A 20,000-nucleotide genomic window follows, 5' to 3' on the forward strand; every position below is an offset into this window, starting at 1 on the left:
CTGGTATTCATCAAGAATGGGTTTTTCGATCTTCTGGTCTTCTCTCTTTCTGTTTAAAAGGGCAGCCCTTTGTTCAGGTAATATGAATTTTTGTTCCCATCTCTTATCGTAAATCCCTTGACTCATTCCGATCATCTCCTTGAATAAATTATATGCGAACAAACGTTCTTTTATCAACGGAGAAAATAATGGGAAATCAGGTCCCATATTTGAAGTCTGGTTTAGTTAAGGAAGAATGTTATAATGCCTTTTGGGGACAGATGGGGACGAATTGGGGACCAACTTCCTCATTTTTAATCAAAAAGGAATATTTTTAATCAGAAACTTATGTAAGAAAACCCTATAAAATAGGGTTTGAGAATAAAACGTCTGTTCGCATCAGAAACCCATCTCCACACTGGCAGCGTAGAGGTCAGGGGTTCGAGCCCCCTTGGCTCCATACCTTTAAACCCTTATTCTATAAGGGTTTTTTTGTTTTGAGGAAAAGGTTTCATTCTCTGAATCCTCCAGTTGAGCGAAGTCAAAGTGAGCAGTTTATCTGTCAATCATGAATTTTCCAATACCTCCTTTTGTTCCTCAAAGACCGTCATGTCTTCCAAAGGAGGGGAGTAGACATGATGAGACACCATTCGTTCGGATGTTGGATTGGACATTTTGTGAATTAAACCTTTGGTTGAAATAAGGCATTCTCCTTCGTGGACAAAGTATGAATTGGAGAGTTCTGCGTGTTCGCCGGCTGAGCGATAAATAGAATTAAGAAGCTTTCCTTCTAACACCATTGCACAACCAATGGATTGACCATGATCGTGGACTGTTGTCTCCTTGTTTGGCGGAATGTTAATCACGATAATTTCCAATTCATTATTTCGATAGATGGCATTTCGGCCGTAAGCGTACTGGTCTGGTTCCTTAATATACGGTTGACTCAATTTTGCTGCGTTTGGAATTTGTTTTAAAGACGTTGCTAAATCTTTAACCGATGGATTTTTCAAGCCGCCAAAAATGTCTTGGATACACTCATACAGTTCCATTCGTTTTTGCCTCCCGGAATATTTAAAATTTCCTTACATTGGTATTTCATAGGTTGATTCATGGTATTTACCCATATACAATTTAGAGGCGGCAAACGTCCAGTAAACACAAAAAAATGTGCGGCCAAAATGTTGTCTTATCACAACTTATTCGAGTTTATTAGTTGGAATAGTGGATTGAAAGGGTTAAAACGGCCTGCTTTAATTCGCTTGAGGGAACGAGCAGGGCTCCATAAGTGCAGTTCTAGGCCCCTTGGCTCCAAAACACAATATCGGGGAAAAGCTTTCAGACTTTTTATGTTGTGCTTGAAATTTACTCCATTGACAAAACACAATCGATTTGAAATAATATTTGATTATATGCTCATTCATTCACATAATTATAATAAAATAATATCATTTCCCCTGAAAGGGATAATATTAGAATGAAAGCTAATGGTATGCAAAATCTATTAGCTTCTTTTGTTTTCAAAAAATGATGTGTTTCGCATGGATTCATATAGGAAGGAATGACAACATGAAGACAAAACACTATTGGGTGATTTCTTTGCTCGCCGTCTTAGCGGTCGGGCCGGGATTGATGTCTAACACGGCATTGTCGTCAGTTCAAGGCCTTGTTCAGAAAGCGGTTGGAACAAGTGTCTTCACATCAGTAAATCCGATATTGATCGGCAATATGGCCTTTGCCTTGTTAGTTCCGGCAGGACCGCTGCTGAGGAAAAAATTCGGTGCGCGTCCCGTCTATCTGGCTTCATTACCTGTCTTTATACTAGGCTCACTGCTCATCGCATGTTCAGGCGATATTGCATGGATGGCGGCAGGGCGCTTTTTACAGGGGGCGGCAACAGGCGTCATGCTGATGATTATGATTCCAATGCTTGTACTGTCATTCCCGATTGAACGCAGGAACTATGCACTGCTTGTGCTGATCGGGGGATTCTATGGTTCTGTTATCATCGGCACAATCCTCGGAACCATTGCAACAAGCTGCGGGCATTGGAGATGGCTGTTTTTCATCTTTGGCACCTTGTCTCTGATCGGTGTCGCGGTGAGCTATTTCTTTCTCCATGACGAGCATCACGGAGCGGCGGATCAAGAACAGCCGCTTGATCGTGCGGGAATTCTTTTATCTGTTTTCCTTGCCGCAGCCTCAGCGGTTTCATTCATTTTTCTGCAAAAATGGGGGCTGTCATCGGGTTATGTATGGATTGGTTTCGGGGTGACGTTATGTTTGCTCATTGGTCTATTGATTGTGGAATATAAAGTGAAAAACCCATTCATATCTATTAAACTGATGCTGCTGCCAAAACCGGTGCTTGGCTTATTGATCATAGCTGCAGGGACGATAACGGTAGCTGTCAGCCTGTCTGCTTTTCAAGGCTTGCTCCGTCAAATGTATGATATTTCTCAGGAGCATCTCATTCTTTTAAACTTGACTCTTTTAATCGGAGTGGCGATCGCGGCCATTTTGAGCGCTCTGTTTTATGATAAAGTCGGACCAGGGATGCTCGGTATTATCGGCGGACTCATTCTCGTCTTTGTGAATTTTCAATGGCTGCATATGCAGGATCGATCATCTCTTTATATGTTCGCGGCACTGTTTATCATGCTTGCAGCGGGAACAGGCCTGACAGTCGCCGCAGGGCTGATGGGAGCTGCCATGGGAGGCCCGCTGCCTGATTTGGTCAAGAGAATGACAGCTGTTCAGTTTTTAAGATAGTTTGTCTATATGGGAGTTCCCATTCTCATCGGCTTTTTCACGAAAAAAGATGCTGCCAGACAAAGCGGTTCGGTACAGGATTCTATTATGACTGCTTATCATGATCTCTTCTTTATTTCTTTTATCCTTAGCGTGCTGCTCGTCTGCCTGTCATTTTGTATGAATGCCACTGGAATGGGGCACAAGCTGGCACATAAACCACATGATAAAGCGAAAACAGCTCCGGAAAAACCGGCCGTTTCAGCAGAAGGTTTGTCGAAGGCAACTGTCAAATCATATAAAGTAATAAATGATACGGAATATCGTAATGCACTCAGAAATTTACAAAAATAGAAACATGGTAAAAACCTTTTCATTGAGCGAAAAGGTTTTTATTTTGCAATCTTTTCCCAACTTTATCCCTAAAGAATTGAAAAATATTAGAAGTGCAAGTAAAATTCTAAAAGGTAGATTCTTTTACATTCGTAATCTTTTAATTCGAAGGAAGGTTTTCATGGCCCGTAAAAAACTTAAAAAACGTAAACTCTTGATTTCACTATTTTTCATTGTATCGATTCCGCTAGCTCTGTTTGTTTTAGCGACAACTTTATCAAAACCGATTGAAACATCCAAAGAAACTGAAGAAATCGATGAACAGCAAGTATTTATAGACAGTCTGTCCGGACATGCCCAAATTTTGTATGAAAAATACCATGTTCTCCCCAGCATCACAATTGCTCAGGCCATTCTCGAATCGGACTGGGGGAACAGTGAACTGGCTGCTAAGGCCAACAACCTTTTTGGCGTAAAAGGGAATTATAAAGGCCATCATGTCACGATGGAAACGGACGAAGTTGAAAAAGGGAAAAGAAAAACTATTCGCGCGAAGTTTCGAAAATACAGCACGTTTTTTGAATCTATGGATGATCATGCCCAATTGTTCGTCCGTGGCACATCGTGGAATAAAAAGAAGTATAAACCGGTGCTTGAGGCAGGGAATTATAAGGAAGCGGCAACCGCCCTGCAAACATCAGGATATGCTACAGACCCTGACTACGCTGACAAAATCAGTGCTATTGTGGAAAAATACGATTTAGATGAGTACGATGAGGTAAATCCATCCCTCAAATCTGTGGATTTAAACGCCTCTATTAAAGACAGTGCCGTTCAAGACGTATGGTCCAAGCCTTCTACTGATGATCGGTCCATAAGGCTTACCTCTGCCCAATCTTACGTCGGCAAAGACATAAAGGTTGTGTCTAAAAAACAGAAAGGCCAGTCTGTATGGTACCAATTCCAAATCAATGATAAACTTATTGGCTGGATTGATGATTCAGCTGTTGAAATAAAGGAGGCAACCTAAGCCCTTTTTACTGGTATTTTTAATTCTTTGTTCCATTCTGGGGAATTTGAGGTATAATATTCCACGGAAGTTATCACTTTTTAACTATGCTTTCGGGAGGGAACAAAGGTGCAGAAATATAGACGCAGAAACACGGTTGCCTTTACAGTATTAGCTTATTTTACTTTTTTTGCGGGAGTATTTTTGTTTAGTATCGGACTCTATAATGCTGATAACCTGGAACTCAATGAAAAAGGTTATTACATCGCTGTTATGATACTTGTAGCAGTTGGTGCGATTCTCACACAAAAAGTAACCCGTGATAACGCGGAGGATAACGAAATCATCGCGGAACAGGAAAAAAGACAAAATCAATCTCATATCGAATCATAAAAAAATCCGGCGACTGCACGCCGGATTTTTTTGATATCACCCTGTAAACACTTCGCCATCAGGGTAACGGATATTTGATTGCTCTGTTTTTGCGAATGAAAACACGAACGTTAAAGGACCAATTCTTCCGATAAACATGATGACAATAATGATACACTTGCCAGCTGTTGTCAGTTCAGGAGTAAGCCCCATCGTAAGGCCGACAGTTCCGAATGCGGAAAAGGTTTCAAACACAATTTGAAGAAATGGCGCTTGTTCTGTGATCGTCAGGGCGAAAATCCCTAAAAACACGATGAACAAACTGGTGACGCTCACAGCTAAAGCTTTAATGATAATCGGATATTTGATAGAACGGCGGAAAATAACCGTTTCTTTTTTACCTCTCAAGTAAGCAATAACAGATGTTAAAATCACGATGAACGTAGTCAGCTTAATGCCGCTCGCCGTTGATGCGCTTCCTGCTCCGATAAACATCAATAATAAAGTAAATACAATTGTTCCTTCTCTCATGCTTCCAAAATCTAGAGAATTGAAGCCTGCGGTTCTCGGCGTCACTGCCTGAAAATAGGACGCCCACAGTTTATCCACTATATGCAGGTGGCCGAGCGTCCCAGGGTTGCTGTATTCTAAAATAAAGACCGTAAGCATAGCAATCGCATTCAACATCAGCGTTCCTGTAAGCATGAGCTTTGTATGTAAAGAAAAAGCTTTAAAACGCCGATTTTTCATCACATCAAACAGAACCGTAAATCCGATCCCTCCTGTAATAAATAAGAAAGTAATCACGAGGTTTACTGTAGGATCGCCAACGTAGCTCATCAAATTATCAGGCCACAACGAAAACCCGGCATTGTTAAAAGCAGATATTGCGTGAAACAAACTTGCAAACAAGCCGGATGACCAGCCGTACTGAGGTACAAGCCGGATGGATAAAATGAGTGCTGCTATCAATTCAATACTGATCGAAAACAGAAACAGGACTTTGACAAGGCCAATGACACCGCCGATTGTCGGCTGGTTTAAGGCTTCCTGGACGAGCATTCGTTCTTTTAATCCGATTTTTTTTCCTAATATCATGACGATCAAGACCGCAAACGTCATAAATCCAAGCCCGCCAATCTGAATCAGCCCCATAATAACTGTTTGCCCGAATACCGTAAATTGAGTACCGGTATCGACAACAGCAAGCCCTGTAACAGTTGTAGCGGAAGCCGCAGTAAAAAGAGCATCTATCCATGACAATGGCTTCGTAGTGGAAATCGGAAGCATTAATAGGACAGCCCCGATGATAATGGTAAGGAAAAAACCAATGGCAAGCACTTGAGGCGGTGTAAACCGAACCCATTTGATCACTTTATCCTTTTGAAGTGTCACCTTTGTCTACATCCCTTCGTTTTCAAAACGTTTAATATCCTTTTTGTGGCCCATGATCACCAGGCAATCTTGCTCGTGAATGATGTCTTCAGGCGCGGGGGAAAGACAGATATCTCCATGATGTTTGATGGCCAGGATCGTGCAGCCGTACTTTGCTCTTACATTCAGGTCAATAATCGATTTTGAATCAAGCTTGCGCGTAGCCAGCAGCTCGACAATACTGTATTCATCAGATAGATCAATGTAATTCAAAACATTTTCGTCTGAAAGGCTTTGTGCGATTTTAACTCCCATATCTTTTTCAGGATGAATAATCCGGTCAGCGCCGATTTTTTCAAGCACCTTGTGATGATAATAGTTTTGAGCCTTCACCCAAATATTTGGAATATCAAGCTCCTTTAATAATAGGGTGGTCAGCGTACTCGCTTGAATATTTGCTCCGATGGCAACAATCACATATTCAAAATTGCGTATTCCTAATGAAAGCAATTCGTTTTCTTCGGTGGCGTTGGCAATTACCGCATGAGTGGCGTAAGAAGCATATGCATTGACCTTTTCTTCGTTGATATCAACCGCAAGGACCTCATGCCCCATTCTATGAAGTTCTTTACAAATGCTGCCGCCAAACCGACCCAGACCGATCACGGCAAATTGCTTATTTTTAATTCTTCCCAATGTTCATATCTCCCTTAGTGAATTAACGTTTCTGAAGCAAAAAAGACCATTGCAAAGAATGGCCAAATAATAGACCTCCTCTCTGTATACGCCTACGAGGTTAGCTGTCGGATTAGGGATTCAGAGTACCCCCTCTTACTTAGTAAGATTCACCCCAAGGCTGTTAATAAAACAGCCAATCGTTGGTTCCCCCGTTCGTGTTTGATTAAGCGGTAAAAGAGACTGTATGAAATTGAACACTCAAGAATTTACTCCTGTTTCTAGTGTTTGTCAATTTAAATTTTAAACCAGAAAAAAGATAACGGGAATTAGAGAAAAAGGGGAGGGTAAAACGCAAAAAAGACCGGCGTTAATGGTCTTACCCCTGTCAAGTAGACAGCCATAAAAAGCCTAAGCAACCAGTGTGTTACGGTATTCTACCGGAGCACACTGGTTTAATTTTTTCTGGAATCGTTCGTGATTATAGAACTGGATGTAATCTTTAATGCTTTTGTGGAGCTCTTTTTCAGTTTGGCATGAAGAAAAGTATGTATTCTCTGTTTTGAGGTGCGAGAAAAATGATTCGATACAGGCGTTATCCAGGCAGTTTCCCTTACGGGAATGGCTGCCCTTCAAACCAACGGTTTCAAGTCGCTTTTGATATGCTTTTGTTGTGTATTGGAATCCTTGATCAGAGTGGAGAATGGCCCCTTGGACATCCCGTTGAGCTGTTAAACTTTCCACTGTTTTCATCACCAGTTCAAGATCATTTCGCTTTGACAGTTTCCATGCGACAACCTCATTGTTGTAAAGATCTTGTACTGCAGAAAGATAATAGAATCGTTGTCCGCAAGCAATATAGGTAATATCGGTTACATATAACTGATTAGGCTGATTGGTTTGAAATTCTCGGTTAAGCCGGTTTGGCAGGACAACCGATGCCTTTCTTCCAAAATAACGACGCTTTTTTCGAATAATCGAGTGGATGTTCATCTCTCTCATCAATCTGTAAACACGCTTATGGTTGACGCAGAAACCTTCTTTCTTTAAAGCGACAGTAATCCGAGGATAGCCATAGAAAGGGCGTGAATGATGAATCGCCATGATGTGCTCTTTTATGATCTGATCTCTCTGTTGCCTTGCCATTCGAAACCTTTGAGCCTTGCGCCATTTATAGTACCCTGACCGTGACACTTTGGCGATACATACCAGCCATGTAATCGGATAACGGTCCTTCAATTCGTGAACAGCTTCAAATCGTGCTGCCTTCAAAATCCGTCCTCCCCATGCAGATTTGGATAGCGCTTTTTTAGGTATTCGACCTGTGCCTTTAAATAATCTCGTTCTTCCTCAACACTTTTAAACGTTGTTTTAGGGCGTCCAATAAAAGGATTGTCTGACTTTGTATCTTTTCCCCTTTGATCATCAAAAGACTTGCCTTCCCGATATGTTTTCACCCAATTTTTGAGCTGGGTTGAACTTCGAAGCCCTAATTCTTCAGCTAACGTGTTATAGCTTTTGTTTCCTTCCTCGTACATTTTGACAGCTTTCATCTTAAATTCTTTCGTATAGTTCTGAAAGTGTTGCCCTTTTCTCGCCATAAAAAATCCCCTCCACGTATAGTGTAACAGCCACTTTTGAAAAGCGGGCTTTTTACACTGTCTACTTAGAGGGGATAATATCATTAACCGGTCTTTTACATTAGTTGCAACCGCAAGGCTGAGTCGGAGGAGTGCTGCGCTTAGCCACGTCAATGCTGGCTTCTGCGTAAAATTTATTTCCGATGCTTAATGATTTATTCTCTGCACGGAAAGTATATGTACCTGCGGCAGGAAGTGTTTTGTTATTCAGTTTTAATTTAAATTCGCCAGCTCCTAACAAATCAAGTGCCAAAGGAACTCTTACTGTTTTCCCGTTATTGAGGATCTGTGTTGTACGCAAGGCATTTCCGTTCAATGTGTCTTTCGTGTTTGCAGTAAATCCGCTTGGCAATGTAAACTCCATAACGCCAAGGCTGAGAAGCGTGTTTGGACGGTAAGTCAATTCGATATCTGAGAAAGACCATTCCGTTTTGCTGGCGCCAGTGATTGTTGCGAACAATGAAGCTGTAGACTGTGTTCTCATAGTAGATTCAGTATGAGCTTTAGTTGATGTAGATTCAGCCGCGAAAGAAGCTGTAGGTGCAGAAACGAGTAACCCGAGACTTAATGCACTAATTGCCAAAGAAGATAATAATTTGCGTTTCATAACAAAATTCCCCCTAAAAAATGATAAATTAAACAGGCCTGCCCGCTTTTCACCTCCTCTGAAAGGCCAAATACAAATTTTACCTACATAAAATTACCATCAAATATTTTGGAAGTAAATGGGGTGTTTTTCCCGTATTTTTCAAATTTGTAGTAGTTACATCAAAAAAACGCCTGCTTTCCCAGGCGTTTTCTGCTTTACTTTGTTTCGATCGGTATAAATTTAAAAATTTCTCCGGTCTGCACCGATTCAGCAAGCCGTTTCAGCCAGTCATAGTAAGCTTTAGAGCTTTCCAGCTGATCATATAACTGCAGTGCTTCATTTTTGATATCCTCATCGAGATCTTCCTTGCATAAAACCTTTTGTAAATCAGCTTGAGCTTCCTCGATCGCTGCTACATTCACTTGAACCTCCCGCTCCCATTTAGGTGGAAAGAAATTTGTGAAAAATTTAAAGAAATCCTTCTCAGCCACAAATGTATGCTTACGGATGCCCCGGTGAAATGTTTTTTTCACTACATTTAAGTCTTGAAGCTTTTTGACGCCTGTGCTCATGCTTGGTTTGCTCATTTGCAACTCCTCACGCATTTCGTCAAGCGTCATCTCATCCCTCATATACATCGTCCCATATAAAATCCCGACACTGCGGGTAATTCCGTAAAGATCCATCGTTTCAGCAATGGAGTCAATAACAAGATCCCGAGCCTGTTCTATAGCTGCAAATTCTGGATTTTCATCCATACTGACCCTCTTTTCCTTTAGAAAATTAAATTCGTTAAGTTATTTCTTTATGTTCTTTATCTTAACGAAACATGAGGAAAAGTCAAAAAGAAAAATCAAAATGGGACTTTGACAGTTTAAAAACCATATGTTAGATTAAGGTTGTTAAAAACATTAAATTTTTATTTAACAAAATTTATTTACGTCAAGGAGGCTTATATGAGTCAAACATTATTCATTGACGGAGAATGGATCAGTGCCGAAAAAGAACAGATCCGCAGTATTATCAATCCATTTAATCAAGAAGAAATTGCAACTGTAAGCGAGGGAGGGCGAGAGGACGCCATCAAAGCAATCGCAGCCGCACGCAGAGCATTTGACAAAGGAGAATGGTCATCGCTATCCGGGCTTGAACGCGGAAAAATTGTTCTGAAAATTGCGGAATTAATCAGACGCGATCTTGAGGAGCTGGCTGAGCTTGAATCTCTTGATACAGGAAAAACACTCGAAGAAAGCAAGGCCGATATGGACGATATCGCCAATGTTTTTCAATATTACGCCGGCTTGGCAGACAAAGATGGCGGAGAGATCATTTCATCTCCGATTCCTGATTCAGAAAGCAAAATTATTAGAGAGCCAATCGGGGTTTGCGGCCAGATCACTCCATGGAATTATCCGCTCCTTCAAGCGAGCTGGAAAATCGCCCCTGCACTGGCTGCAGGAAACACAATCGTCATGAAGCCGAGTGAGATTACGCCGCTGACGACAATCAAAGTCTTTAAGCTGATGGAAGAAGCCGGTGTACCAAAAGGTGTCGCAAATCTTGTCCTTGGACCGGGAGCCACAGTGGGCGACGAGCTTGCCGTAAACAAAGACGTCGATTTGATTTCGTTTACGGGCGGAATTGAAACAGGCAAAAAAATCATGCGGGCGGCAAGCGGAAACGTCAAAAAAATCGCCCTTGAACTTGGCGGGAAAAACCCAAATATTGTTTTCAAGGACGCGGATTTAGAAGTTGCGGTTGATCAGGCCTTAAACGCTGTATTTTTCCACGCCGGCCAAGTATGCTCTGCAGGTTCCCGCTTGCTTGTTGAGGATGCCATTCATGATCAATTTTTGGCGGAGCTGGTCAAACGGGCAAAACGCATAAAACTCGGAAACGGTTTTCATGCTGAGACAGAAAGCGGTCCGCTTATTTCGGCGGAGCACAGGGCAAAGGTAGAAAAATATGTAGAGATCGGAATAGAGGAAGGCGCGAAGCTGGAGACAGGAGGCAAACGCCCGGAAGACCCTGCGCTTCAAAACGGCTTTTTCTATGAACCTACTATTTTCTCAAACTGTAATTCTGACATGAGAATCGTTCAGGAAGAGGTTTTCGGTCCGGTATTGACAGTCGAAACCTTCAGCTCTGAAGAAGAGGTAATCGAGCTTGCGAATGATACCATCTATGGCTTGGCTGGAGCGGTATGGTCAAAAGACATTGAAAAGTGCGAACGGGTAGCAGCCCGCTTGAGAATGGGAACCGTTTGGATCAACGATTTTCATCCGTACTTTGCACAAGCGCCATGGGGCGGATATAAGCAATCCGGGTTCGGACGCGAGCTTGGAAAAATAGGCCTTGAAGAATACACAGAAGTCAAACATGTATACCGCAATACAAAACCGGCAGCGGTTAACTGGTTCAATTCATAAGAGGGGGAGATTGATGATGACATTAAATATGAAGGTAGAAAGCATGCAGAAATTCCACACATTTGAAATTCCGACTGTGATTAAGCATGGAATCGGAGCCATCAAGCATACGGGTGAGGAAGTAGCTGCACTGGGCGTTTCAAAAGCGCTCCTTGTCACAGACCCAGGGATTTATAAAGCCGGTGTTGCTGATCCTGTAATCGAATCACTTAAAGAAGCAGGCATTGAAGTGGTGCTCTTTAATAAAGTTGAGCCAAACCCGCCTGTCCGTCTGGTGAATGAAGGATCTGAGCTTTACAAAAAAGAGAACTGTAATGGTTTGGTGGCAGTCGGAGGCGGAAGCTCCATGGATACAGCAAAAGCAATCGGAGTAGAAGCGACTCACGAAGGAAGCGTGCTTGATTATGAAGCGGCAGATGGGAAAAAACCGCTGGAAAACCGCATTCCTCCGCTGACGACAATTCCCACTACAGCTGGAACAGGATCAGAAGTAACCCAATGGGCGGTTATCACAGATGAAGAAAGAGAATTCAAATTCAACACGGGCGGTCCGCTGATTGCAGCGCACTTGACAATCATTGATCCTGAGCTTCATGTTTCAATGCCTCCGCATGTAACAGCTATGACGGGAATTGATGCGCTCGCCCATGCCATTGAGTGCTATACAATGAAATTTGCACAGCCAATCACGGATGCGGTTGCCTTAATGGCGATTGAGTATGCCGCTCATTACATCAAGAGGGCATTTGCTGATGGAGAGGATCTGGAAGCAAGGTACGGAATGGCGCAGGCTGCGATGCTTGCCGGTCTTTCTTACGGAAGTGAATCAGCGGGCGCTGCTCATGCGATGAGCCAAACGCTTGGCGGTATTATCCCAGTCGCTCACGGCCAATGTGTAGCGGCGATGATGGGCCCTGTCATGGAATACAACTGGAAGGGCTATCCTGAGAAGTTTGCGCGTATTGCGAAAGCGTTCGGTATTGATACAAGCAAGATGACAACAGAAGAAGCTGCGAAAGCATCTGTCAATTGGATGTATGATCTGGTCGAAGATTTAGAAGTGCCGACTTTAGAAGAGCAGGGAGTATCACCTGATATGATCGAACGCTTGTCTAAAGAAGCTATGAAAGATCCGCAAACCTTCGGAAACCCTAGAGATTTAAATGAAAAAGCATACAACTGGATCTACAAGCGCTGCTTTAACCTTACGCCTAAAACGGTATAATCAAAATCCCGCTCCTTTACAGAGCGGGATTTTTTGGGATAATGAAGCATAGGTGGAAATTTTAGATAAGAAGGAAGGTGCCAGCTGATGTGGAAGCGGATGACTGCAAAAGCGGAAGGCTTATATATCGCAGATACAAAAAGCTTCGTAACAAAGCAAATGGACAAGCTTGATTTTGATTATGGCGGCATCCCCGGCGACTTGCATTTTGGCCTGACCAAAAAAGCGGGAGCCAGAGAACCAATGTTTTCAAGAGGGACTGAAATTTTCAACCGCAGACAAATTTCAATTGTTTCAATAGAGGAATGCAACGAAATCGCTTTAAAAATGGGAGTGCCGAGAATTTTGCCGGAATGGCTCGGGGCGAATGTGGCAGTCAGCGGTATGCCAGATCTTACTTCATTAAAAGAAGGAAGCCGGATTATTTTTCCGAGCGGAGCGGCTCTGCTGTGTGAGGGCGAAAATGATCCGTGTATCCAGCCGGGAGAAGTCATTCAGTCCTATTATCCGGACAAGCCGAAGCTGACGCCGGCTTTCGTCCGCCACGCACTGGGCATTAGAGGGATTGTCTGTATTGTGGAGAGACCTGGTGCTGTTTACACAGGTGATGAAATAGAAGTTCATTCCTATCAGCGAAAAGTCAAACGAAAAGCAGAAAGGGTCTGATGAAATCAGGCCCTTTCTATCTTTTCTTTAATTTCTTTCATTTGGCTGAGGTGCCGTTTTTCATGATGGCCGATAAAATCGATCCACTGTCTGACAGTCAGCTCTTGAAACACAGGATGCGGAAGCACTCTTTCAAAATCTTCTTCTTTCAGAGAGGCAATCGCAGCAGTCAGCTGCTCTCTTACCACATCAAGCTCACGTTTCATTTGGCTGCCTGAAATAAAATCATGCGCAGGCTCAAGATGACTCGGGGCTTTCCGTTTATTATTTCTGTCCTGTGCGACCTCAAGCGATTTTTCTTCAATTTCTTTAATCGGAGCGTCCTTTACACGTTCCTTCAACATTTTTTGTGCGGTCATATCGATTTTTTTCAAATGGTCAAGAACTTCCCGTATGCTCCATTCTTCAGCAGAAGGCTTTTGATTCAGCTTTTCGTCAGAAAGTCCTTTCAATTCGTTCCACGTTTCTAATCTGGCTTCATTAAAGATACTCATCATATCTCCTCCTAAAATGACATTACCATATATATAAGCAATTATCATTTATAAAGCACTTCAAATAGGTTATTTGTCTTAAAATTTTGAAACCTTTCCCGTGGTGTCTCGTATAAATGGTAACGGCGGCCGTTCATCAATGCATTGATGAAGAAAGGATGAGGAAATTGGAGTTATTTGGAGTACCTATACAAACAATTTATCTTTATACGCTTATTATTGCGGGCAGCCTTACGCTGTTATTCCTGTTTTTCGGAGATGTATTTGCAGGGCTGTCAGAAGGCATTCCGTTTCTTAATCCGACATTAGTGCTCTCATTTTTCACATGTTTTTCAGCGGGCGGATATATAGGTGAACTCGTATTGCCTCTGTCAAGCTTGCTGATTGCGCTTTTATCTTGCATCCTTTCGATCATGCTGGTGGTATTGCTTCACATCTTTGTGCTGGTGCCATTATCATCTGCAGAAGAATCATTGGCATATAGAGAAGATGATCTCAGAGGAAGACTCGGTAAAGTGATTACAGCTGTGCCGGTTGACGGATTTGGTGAAGTGGTCATAGAAGGGATAGGCGGGACCATTTCAAAGTCAGCGGTCAGTTTTGATAATCAGCAGATCAGTTACGGGACAACGGTTTTAGTCGTAGATATTAACAACGGAGTTCTTTCGGTTACTCCGCATGAACCCATTTAACATAAAAGGAGGAATTTGATATGACAATGCCGATTATAATGATCATCGGAGTTGTATTCTTTTTATTAATTGCACTAATAGCTGTGTTTATTACGAAGTATCGTACAGCAGGGCCTGATGAAGCGTTAATTGTAACAGGGAGCTATCTGGGTAATAAAAATGTTCATGTCGATGAAGGCGGCAACCGTATTAAAATCGTCCGCGGCGGAGGAACCTTTGTCCTTCCCGTCTTCCAGCAGGCAGAGCCGCTAAGCCTATTATCAAGCAAACTCGATGTTTCGACACCTGAAGTCTATACAGAACAAGGAGTGCCAGTAATGGCCGATGGAACTGCGATTATTAAAATCGGCGGTTCTATAGGAGAAATCGCTACAGCGGCCGAACAATTTTTAGGGAAATCAAAAGACGACCGTGAGCAGGAAGCGCGGGAGGTTTTAGAAGGCCACCTTCGTTCCATTCTCGGCTCAATGACAGTAGAAGAAATCTATAAAAACAGAGAAAAATTCTCTCAAGAGGTGCAGCGTGTCGCTTCACAGGATCTCGCGAAAATGGGACTTGTAATCGTCTCGTTTACCATTAAAGATGTTCGTGATAAAAACGGTTATCTTGAATCATTAGGGAAACCGAGAATTGCCCAAGTAAAACGCGATGCTGATATCGCAACAGCAGAGGCTGATAAAGAAACCCGAATTAAGCGGGCAGAAGCCGATAAAGACGCAAAAAAATCAGAACTTGAACGGGCGACGGAAATCGCTGAAGCTGAAAAAATCAATCAGCTCAAAATGGCTGAATTCCGCAGAGAACAAGATACGGCAAAAGCGAATGCCGACCAAGCATATGATTTAGAGACTGCCCGAGCGCGCCAGCAAGTCACAGAGCAGGAAATGCAGGTTAAAATTATCGAACGCCAAAAACAAATAGAACTAGAAGAAAAAGAAATTCTTCGCCGTGAACGTCAATACGACTCAGAGGTAAAGAAAAAAGCCGATGCAGACCGTTATTCTGTTGAGCAGTCCGCAGCAGCTGAGAAAGCCAAACAGCTCGCGGAAGCCGATGCCAAGAAGTACAGTATTGAAGCAATGGCAAAGGCTGAGGCGGAAAAAGTAAGAATTGACGGGCTAGCAAAAGCAGAAGCGGAAAAAGCGAAAGGAGAGACAGAGGCAGAGGTTATCCGCCTGAAAGGTCTTGCAGAAGCGGAAGCAAAAGAGAAAATTGCGGCTGCCTTTGAACAGTACGGGCAGGCGGCGATTTTCGATATGATTGTCAAAATGCTTCCGGAATACGCGAAACAAGCAGCGGCGCCTCTTTCAAATATTGATAAAATCACCGTTGTCGATACAGGAGGAAGCGGTGAATCAAGCGGAGCAAACAAAGTAACCAGCTATGCGACGAACTTAATGTCAAGTCTGCAAGAAAGTTTAAAAGCAACCTCGGGAATCGATGTAAAAGAAATGCTTGAGAACTTTTCAGGAAAAGGAAACGTAAAACAAAGCATCAATGAATTAACAAATGAAATCAAAGAAGCCAAAACGGTCCAAAAATCAGAGTAAGGAAAGGGCAGAACCGTATGGTAACTGTACGTGAAGCGAAGTTAGAGGATATAAAGGACATTGCAAAAGTGCATGTAGACAGCTGGAGGACAACATACCACGAAATTATCCCGATTGATTATTTAAACAGCCTGAACTATAAGGAATTTGAAGACAAATGGAAAAGTCGCTCGTTAAAAGGAGTATTTGTTGCTCAGGACGAAATGGATTCAGTATTCGGCTTTGCTTCATTTGGACCTATTCGCTCTGAACAAGAAGGCTATGATGGCGAGTTATACGCTATTTATCTTCTGGAAGAGCGCCAGCGGCAAGGTGCAGGCAGGGCGCTCTTAGCAAAAGGAGCGGAGTTTTTGCTTCAACATGGATTTTCAAGTATGTTTGTTTGGGTTATTGAGCAGAATCCCTCAATTATATTTTATCAGGCCTATTCACCTGAAAGAGTAGCGGAGGACAACTTTGAAATTGCCGGAGTAAGGCTGAAAGAAGTAGGTCTTGGCTGGCTGGATCTTTCAGCTTTAAAAACACTTCTTAACAGATAACGAACAATCCCCCAGCGGAATTCGCTGGGGGATTGTTACTTTTACGCTTTGTCACTTTTAAGCAAACGGGGTGCTGTCATAAATAATAAACATAGGACAATTGCACAAATAATGAATGAAGGAACCATGTAAGTCGCATTATAAGTTAAAGAATAAATCCATACCGGCGTTCCTTTTGGAGCAAAGCTGCCGAAAAACACAGCTCCTGAAATGACATGCGCGGCATAGCGCAGCAAACTGCCGATAAAAACTGCGCTTACCACTGAAACAATCAATTTCCCTTTTGTTTTTGATACAGCGGCTTTACGGACTGAAGAAGCGAAACAGCCGCTTATGCCGATTGCTGCGAAAGCGACAATGTAATCTAACAATAGCTGTACAGGATGTTGAGCAAACAAGTTTCCGATTGCTATTTGTACTAGACCTGTCAACAAACCTGTAGTAAGACCTGCTTTGACACCCCAGCGAAACGAAATTAAAAAGATCGGAATCATCATGATGGAGACCGAGCCTCCTTGAGGCATGCTAAGAAACATTCCTGAGACAATGTCTAAAATAACGGCTGCCGCTGTCATAATGGCAATTTCAATAAGGCGAACCAGTTGCTTAGATTGATTCATATCTATCTCCTTCCATTGACAGACAACCAAAAGGACAACAAAAAAGCAGCACGCGGAAGGATGAGAAAAGTTCCACGCACTGCTTTACGATCTGCAATTCATTTGACTTTGCCACATCCCTACGCCAGCGTTAACTAACAGGTTCAAAGGGTCAGAACGAAACCGCTCACTCTCAGCTTTAATGCTCCCCTTGTGGTCATCAGTATTTAGTTCGTTTCTACTATACAAGAAAACGAAAAAAACAACAAGATCACATGACTGATGTATATGTTCTTTTAAGAAAGTTATATGATACACACGCTTTAGAAATCATGGCGAGGATTATAGTTTATTTGTTTTATAGATTTTTTTAAAAAAACTATTGCAATAAATAAATACAGGTGTTATATTATTAAACGTCGCTGATGCACAGCGGACACAAACTAGATGCTTCAAAACAACTTGAAAAAGTTATTGACAAAAAAGAAGCTGAATGTTATATTAGTAAAGTTGCTTCATTGAGAAGTAACGAAATGATCTTTGAAAACTAAACAAGACAAAACGTACCTGTTAATTCATTTTTATAAATCGCACAGCGATGTGCGTAGTCAGTCAAACTAGGGCCTGCACGACGCAGGTCACACAGGTGTCGCCGCAGGATGCGGTGAACTTAACCTGTGATCCATTTATCGGAGAGTTTGATCCTGGCTCAGGACGAACGCTGGCGGCGTGCCTAATACATGCAAGTCGAGCGGACAGATGGGAGCTTGCTCCCTGATGTTAGCGGCGGACGGGTGAGTAACACGTGGGTAACCTGCCTGTAAGACTGGGATAACTCCGGGAAACCGGGGCTAATACCGGATGGTTGTTTGAACCGCATGGTTCAAACATAAAAGGTGGCTTCGGCTACCACTTACAGATGGACCCGCGGCGCATTAGCTAGTTGGTGAGGTAATGGCTCACCAAGGCAACGATGCGTAGCCGACCTGAGAGGGTGATCGGCCACACTGGGACTGAGACACGGCCCAGACTCCTACGGGAGGCAGCAGTAGGGAATCTTCCGCAATGGACGAAAGTCTGACGGAGCAACGCCGCGTGAGTGATGAAGGTTTTCGGATCGTAAAGCTCTGTTGTTAGGGAAGAACAAGTACCGTTCGAATAGGGCGGTACCTTGACGGTACCTAACCAGAAAGCCACGGCTAACTACGTGCCAGCAGCCGCGGTAATACGTAGGTGGCAAGCGTTGTCCGGAATTATTGGGCGTAAAGGGCTCGCAGGCGGTTTCTTAAGTCTGATGTGAAAGCCCCCGGCTCAACCGGGGAGGGTCATTGGAAACTGGGGAACTTGAGTGCAGAAGAGGAGAGTGGAATTCCACGTGTAGCGGTGAAATGCGTAGAGATGTGGAGGAACACCAGTGGCGAAGGCGACTCTCTGGTCTGTAACTGACGCTGAGGAGCGAAAGCGTGGGGAGCGAACAGGATTAGATACCCTGGTAGTCCACGCCGTAAACGATGAGTGCTAAGTGTTAGGGGGTTTCCGCCCCTTAGTGCTGCAGCTAACGCATTAAGCACTCCGCCTGGGGAGTACGGTCGCAAGACTGAAACTCAAAGGAATTGACGGGGGCCCGCACAAGCGGTGGAGCATGTGGTTTAATTCGAAGCAACGCGAAGAACCTTACCAGGTCTTGACATCCTCTGACAATCCTAGAGATAGGACGTCCCCTTCGGGGGCAGAGTGACAGGTGGTGCATGGTTGTCGTCAGCTCGTGTCGTGAGATGTTGGGTTAAGTCCCGCAACGAGCGCAACCCTTGATCTTAGTTGCCAGCATTCAGTTGGGCACTCTAAGGTGACTGCCGGTGACAAACCGGAGGAAGGTGGGGATGACGTCAAATCATCATGCCCCTTATGACCTGGGCTACACACGTGCTACAATGGACAGAACAAAGGGCAGCGAAACCGCGAGGTTAAGCCAATCCCACAAATCTGTTCTCAGTTCGGATCGCAGTCTGCAACTCGACTGCGTGAAGCTGGAATCGCTAGTAATCGCGGATCAGCATGCCGCGGTGAATACGTTCCCGGGCCTTGTACACACCGCCCGTCACACCACGAGAGTTTGTAACACCCGAAGTCGGTGAGGTAACCTTTTAGGAGCCAGCCGCCGAAGGTGGGACAGATGATTGGGGTGAAGTCGTAACAAGGTAGCCGTATCGGAAGGTGCGGCTGGATCACCTCCTTTCTAAGGATATTATACGGAATATAAGACCTTGGGTCTTATAAACAGAACGTTCCCTGTCTTGTTTAGTTTTGAAGGATCATTCCTTCGAAACGTGTTCTTTGAAAACTAGATAACAGTAGACATCACATTCAATTAGTAACACAAGATATCACATAGTGATTCTTTTTAACGGTTAAGTTAGAAAGGGCGCACGGTGGATGCCTTGGCACTAGGAGCCGATGAAGGACGGGACGAACACCGATATGCTTCGGGGAGCTGTAAGCAAGCTTTGATCCGGAGATTTCCGAATGGGGAAACCCACCACTCGTAATGGAGTGGTATCCATATCTGAATTCATAGGATATGAGAAGGCAGACCCGGGGAACTGAAACATCTAAGTACCCGGAGGAAGAGAAAGCAAATGCGATTCCCTGAGTAGCGGCGAGCGAAACGGGATTAGCCCAAACCAAGAGGCTTGCCTCTTGGGGTTGTAGGACACTCTGTACGGAGTTACAAAGGAACGAGGTAGATGAAGAGGTCTGGAAAGGCCCGCCATAGGAGGTAACAGCCCTGTAGTCAAAACTTCGTTCTCTCCTGAGTGGATCCTGAGTACGGCGGAACACGTGAAATTCCGTCGGAATCCGGGAGGACCATCTCCCAAGGCTAAATACTCCCTAGTGACCGATAGTGAACCAGTACCGTGAGGGAAAGGTGAAAAGCACCCCGGAAGGGGAGTGAAAGAGATCCTGAAACCGTGTGCCTACAAGTAGTCAGAGCCCGTTAACGGGTGATGGCGTGCCTTTTGTAGAATGAACCGGCGAGTTACGATCCCGTGCAAGGTTAAGCAGAAGATGCGGAGCCGCAGCGAA

At 43.7% G+C, this 20,000-nt stretch carries 16 protein-coding genes, 2 rRNA genes, 2 pseudogenes and 2 riboswitches (1 of these 22 running past the window's edge); of the genes and pseudogenes, 11 read left to right on the forward strand and 9 right to left on the reverse strand.

The window, feature by feature from the left end:
- Both NSQ09_RS19990 and cdoA read right to left on the reverse strand, forming a co-directional pair.
- Positions 1-126, reverse strand: a pseudogene (locus NSQ09_RS19990) (YolD-like family protein); the annotation flags it as partial.
- A 419-nt stretch (positions 127-545) separates the two neighbouring features.
- A complete protein-coding gene (gene cdoA, locus NSQ09_RS19995) occupies positions 546-1,031 on the reverse strand; it encodes a cysteine dioxygenase (protein ID WP_213382560.1) in 486 nt (161 codons plus the stop codon).
- A 517-nt stretch (positions 1,032-1,548) separates the two neighbouring features.
- Between cdoA and NSQ09_RS20000 the strand changes: the two are divergent.
- The 3 genes and pseudogenes from NSQ09_RS20000 (at position 1,549) to NSQ09_RS20010 (ending at position 4,465) form a co-directional block, all read left to right on the forward strand.
- Positions 1,549-3,084 (forward strand): annotated as a pseudogene (locus tag NSQ09_RS20000) (MFS transporter).
- Positions 3,085-3,244: 160 nt separating this feature from the next.
- Positions 3,245-4,093, forward strand: coding sequence for an exo-glucosaminidase LytG (lytG, locus tag NSQ09_RS20005; protein ID WP_032726765.1), 849 nt, complete (start codon positions 3,245-3,247; stop codon positions 4,091-4,093).
- A 108-nt stretch (positions 4,094-4,201) separates the two neighbouring features.
- Positions 4,202-4,465 carry a YiaA/YiaB family inner membrane protein gene (locus NSQ09_RS20010; RefSeq protein WP_003222348.1) on the forward strand — a complete coding sequence of 88 codons (264 nt, stop codon included), beginning with the start codon at positions 4,202-4,204 and terminating at the stop codon, positions 4,463-4,465.
- Between the two features lie 36 nt (positions 4,466-4,501).
- On the opposite strand, the gene ktrB is transcribed toward NSQ09_RS20010, so the two are convergent.
- From ktrB to gbsR, 5 genes are all read right to left on the reverse strand, one after another.
- A complete protein-coding gene (gene ktrB, locus NSQ09_RS20015; protein WP_003228940.1) occupies positions 4,502-5,839 on the reverse strand; it encodes a Ktr system potassium transporter KtrB in 1,338 nt (445 codons plus the stop codon).
- Positions 5,840-5,845: 6 nt separating this feature from the next.
- A complete protein-coding gene (gene ktrA, locus NSQ09_RS20020; protein WP_003228942.1) occupies positions 5,846-6,514 on the reverse strand; it encodes a potassium uptake protein KtrA in 669 nt (222 codons plus the stop codon).
- A gap of 73 nt (positions 6,515-6,587) precedes the next feature.
- A riboswitch (cyclic di-AMP (ydaO/yuaA leader) is annotated at positions 6,588-6,736 on the reverse strand.
- A 168-nt stretch (positions 6,737-6,904) separates the two neighbouring features.
- Positions 6,905-8,094, reverse strand: a protein-coding gene (locus tag NSQ09_RS20025) for an IS3 family transposase (RefSeq protein WP_088272564.1) whose coding sequence is annotated in 2 segments (ribosomal slippage) — positions 6,905-7,794 and positions 7,794-8,094 — 1,191 coding nt in all. Because the reading frame shifts where the segments join, the coding sequence is not laid out codon by codon here.
- A 100-nt stretch (positions 8,095-8,194) separates the two neighbouring features.
- Positions 8,195-8,740, reverse strand: a complete 546-nt coding sequence (gene bslA / locus NSQ09_RS20030; protein ID WP_003243556.1) for a biofilm surface layer hydrophobin BslA — start codon at positions 8,738-8,740, stop codon at positions 8,195-8,197.
- A gap of 197 nt (positions 8,741-8,937) precedes the next feature.
- Positions 8,938-9,480, reverse strand: coding sequence for a transcriptional regulator GbsR (gbsR, locus tag NSQ09_RS20035; protein WP_014480661.1), 543 nt, complete (start codon positions 9,478-9,480; stop codon positions 8,938-8,940).
- Positions 9,481-9,678: 198 nt separating this feature from the next.
- Here gbsR and betB point away from each other — a divergent pair, with 198 nt between their 5' ends.
- The 3 genes from betB to NSQ09_RS20050 all read left to right on the forward strand — a co-directional run bounded on the left by betB (position 9,679) and on the right by NSQ09_RS20050 (position 13,042).
- Entirely contained in the window at positions 9,679-11,151 is a 1,473-nt protein-coding gene (gene betB / locus NSQ09_RS20040; RefSeq protein WP_015483611.1) for a betaine-aldehyde dehydrogenase, read from the forward strand.
- 16 nt (positions 11,152-11,167) lie between these two features.
- Complete coding sequence (gbsB, locus tag NSQ09_RS20045; RefSeq protein ID WP_003243227.1) at positions 11,168-12,376, forward strand: choline dehydrogenase; 1,209 nt, start codon at positions 11,168-11,170, stop codon at positions 12,374-12,376.
- 87 nt (positions 12,377-12,463) lie between these two features.
- Complete coding sequence (locus NSQ09_RS20050; protein ID WP_341032559.1) at positions 12,464-13,042, forward strand: MOSC domain-containing protein; 579 nt, start codon at positions 12,464-12,466, stop codon at positions 13,040-13,042.
- Positions 13,043-13,047: 5 nt separating this feature from the next.
- Here the strand turns inward: NSQ09_RS20050 and NSQ09_RS20055 are convergent, their stop codons facing one another.
- Positions 13,048-13,536 (reverse strand): DinB family protein, encoded by a 489-nt coding sequence (locus NSQ09_RS20055; RefSeq protein ID WP_033881498.1) that lies wholly within the window; start codon positions 13,534-13,536, stop codon positions 13,048-13,050.
- 167 nt (positions 13,537-13,703) lie between these two features.
- Between NSQ09_RS20055 and NSQ09_RS20060 the strand changes: the two genes are divergently transcribed.
- From NSQ09_RS20060 to NSQ09_RS20070, 3 genes are read left to right on the forward strand one after another with little or no spacing between them, the layout of a single operon-like run.
- On the forward strand, positions 13,704-14,228 hold the full coding sequence (locus NSQ09_RS20060; RefSeq protein ID WP_032727091.1) for an NfeD family protein: 525 nt from the start codon (positions 13,704-13,706) through the stop codon (positions 14,226-14,228).
- Between the two features lie 20 nt (positions 14,229-14,248).
- Positions 14,249-15,778 carry a flotillin lipid rafts scaffold protein FloT gene (gene floT, locus NSQ09_RS20065; protein ID WP_095843901.1) on the forward strand — a complete coding sequence of 510 codons (1,530 nt, stop codon included), beginning with the start codon at positions 14,249-14,251 and terminating at the stop codon, positions 15,776-15,778.
- Between the two features lie 17 nt (positions 15,779-15,795).
- A complete protein-coding gene (locus NSQ09_RS20070) occupies positions 15,796-16,317 on the forward strand; it encodes a GNAT family N-acetyltransferase (protein ID WP_095843900.1) in 522 nt (173 codons plus the stop codon).
- A gap of 41 nt (positions 16,318-16,358) precedes the next feature.
- Here NSQ09_RS20070 and thiT read toward each other — a convergent pair whose 3' ends face one another.
- Positions 16,359-16,937, reverse strand: a complete 579-nt coding sequence (thiT, locus tag NSQ09_RS20075) for an energy-coupled thiamine transporter ThiT (protein ID WP_003228966.1) — start codon at positions 16,935-16,937, stop codon at positions 16,359-16,361.
- A 99-nt stretch (positions 16,938-17,036) separates the two neighbouring features.
- Positions 17,037-17,138: riboswitch (TPP riboswitch) on the reverse strand.
- Between the two features lie 464 nt (positions 17,139-17,602).
- On the opposite strand from thiT, the gene NSQ09_RS20080 reads away from it, so the two are divergent.
- Together NSQ09_RS20080 and NSQ09_RS20085 are read left to right on the forward strand one after the other, a co-directional pair.
- Positions 17,603-19,152, forward strand: a 16S ribosomal RNA gene (locus NSQ09_RS20080).
- Between the two features lie 170 nt (positions 19,153-19,322).
- A 23S ribosomal RNA gene (locus NSQ09_RS20085) occupies positions 19,323-20,000 on the forward strand; it runs 2,191 nt beyond the window's last position.
- Together the 16S and 23S rRNA genes form the textbook arrangement of a ribosomal RNA operon.

Source organism: Bacillus sp. FSL W8-1202, assembly GCF_038006165.1.
GTDB classification, from domain to species: domain Bacteria; phylum Bacillota; class Bacilli; order Bacillales; family Bacillaceae; genus Bacillus; species Bacillus subtilis.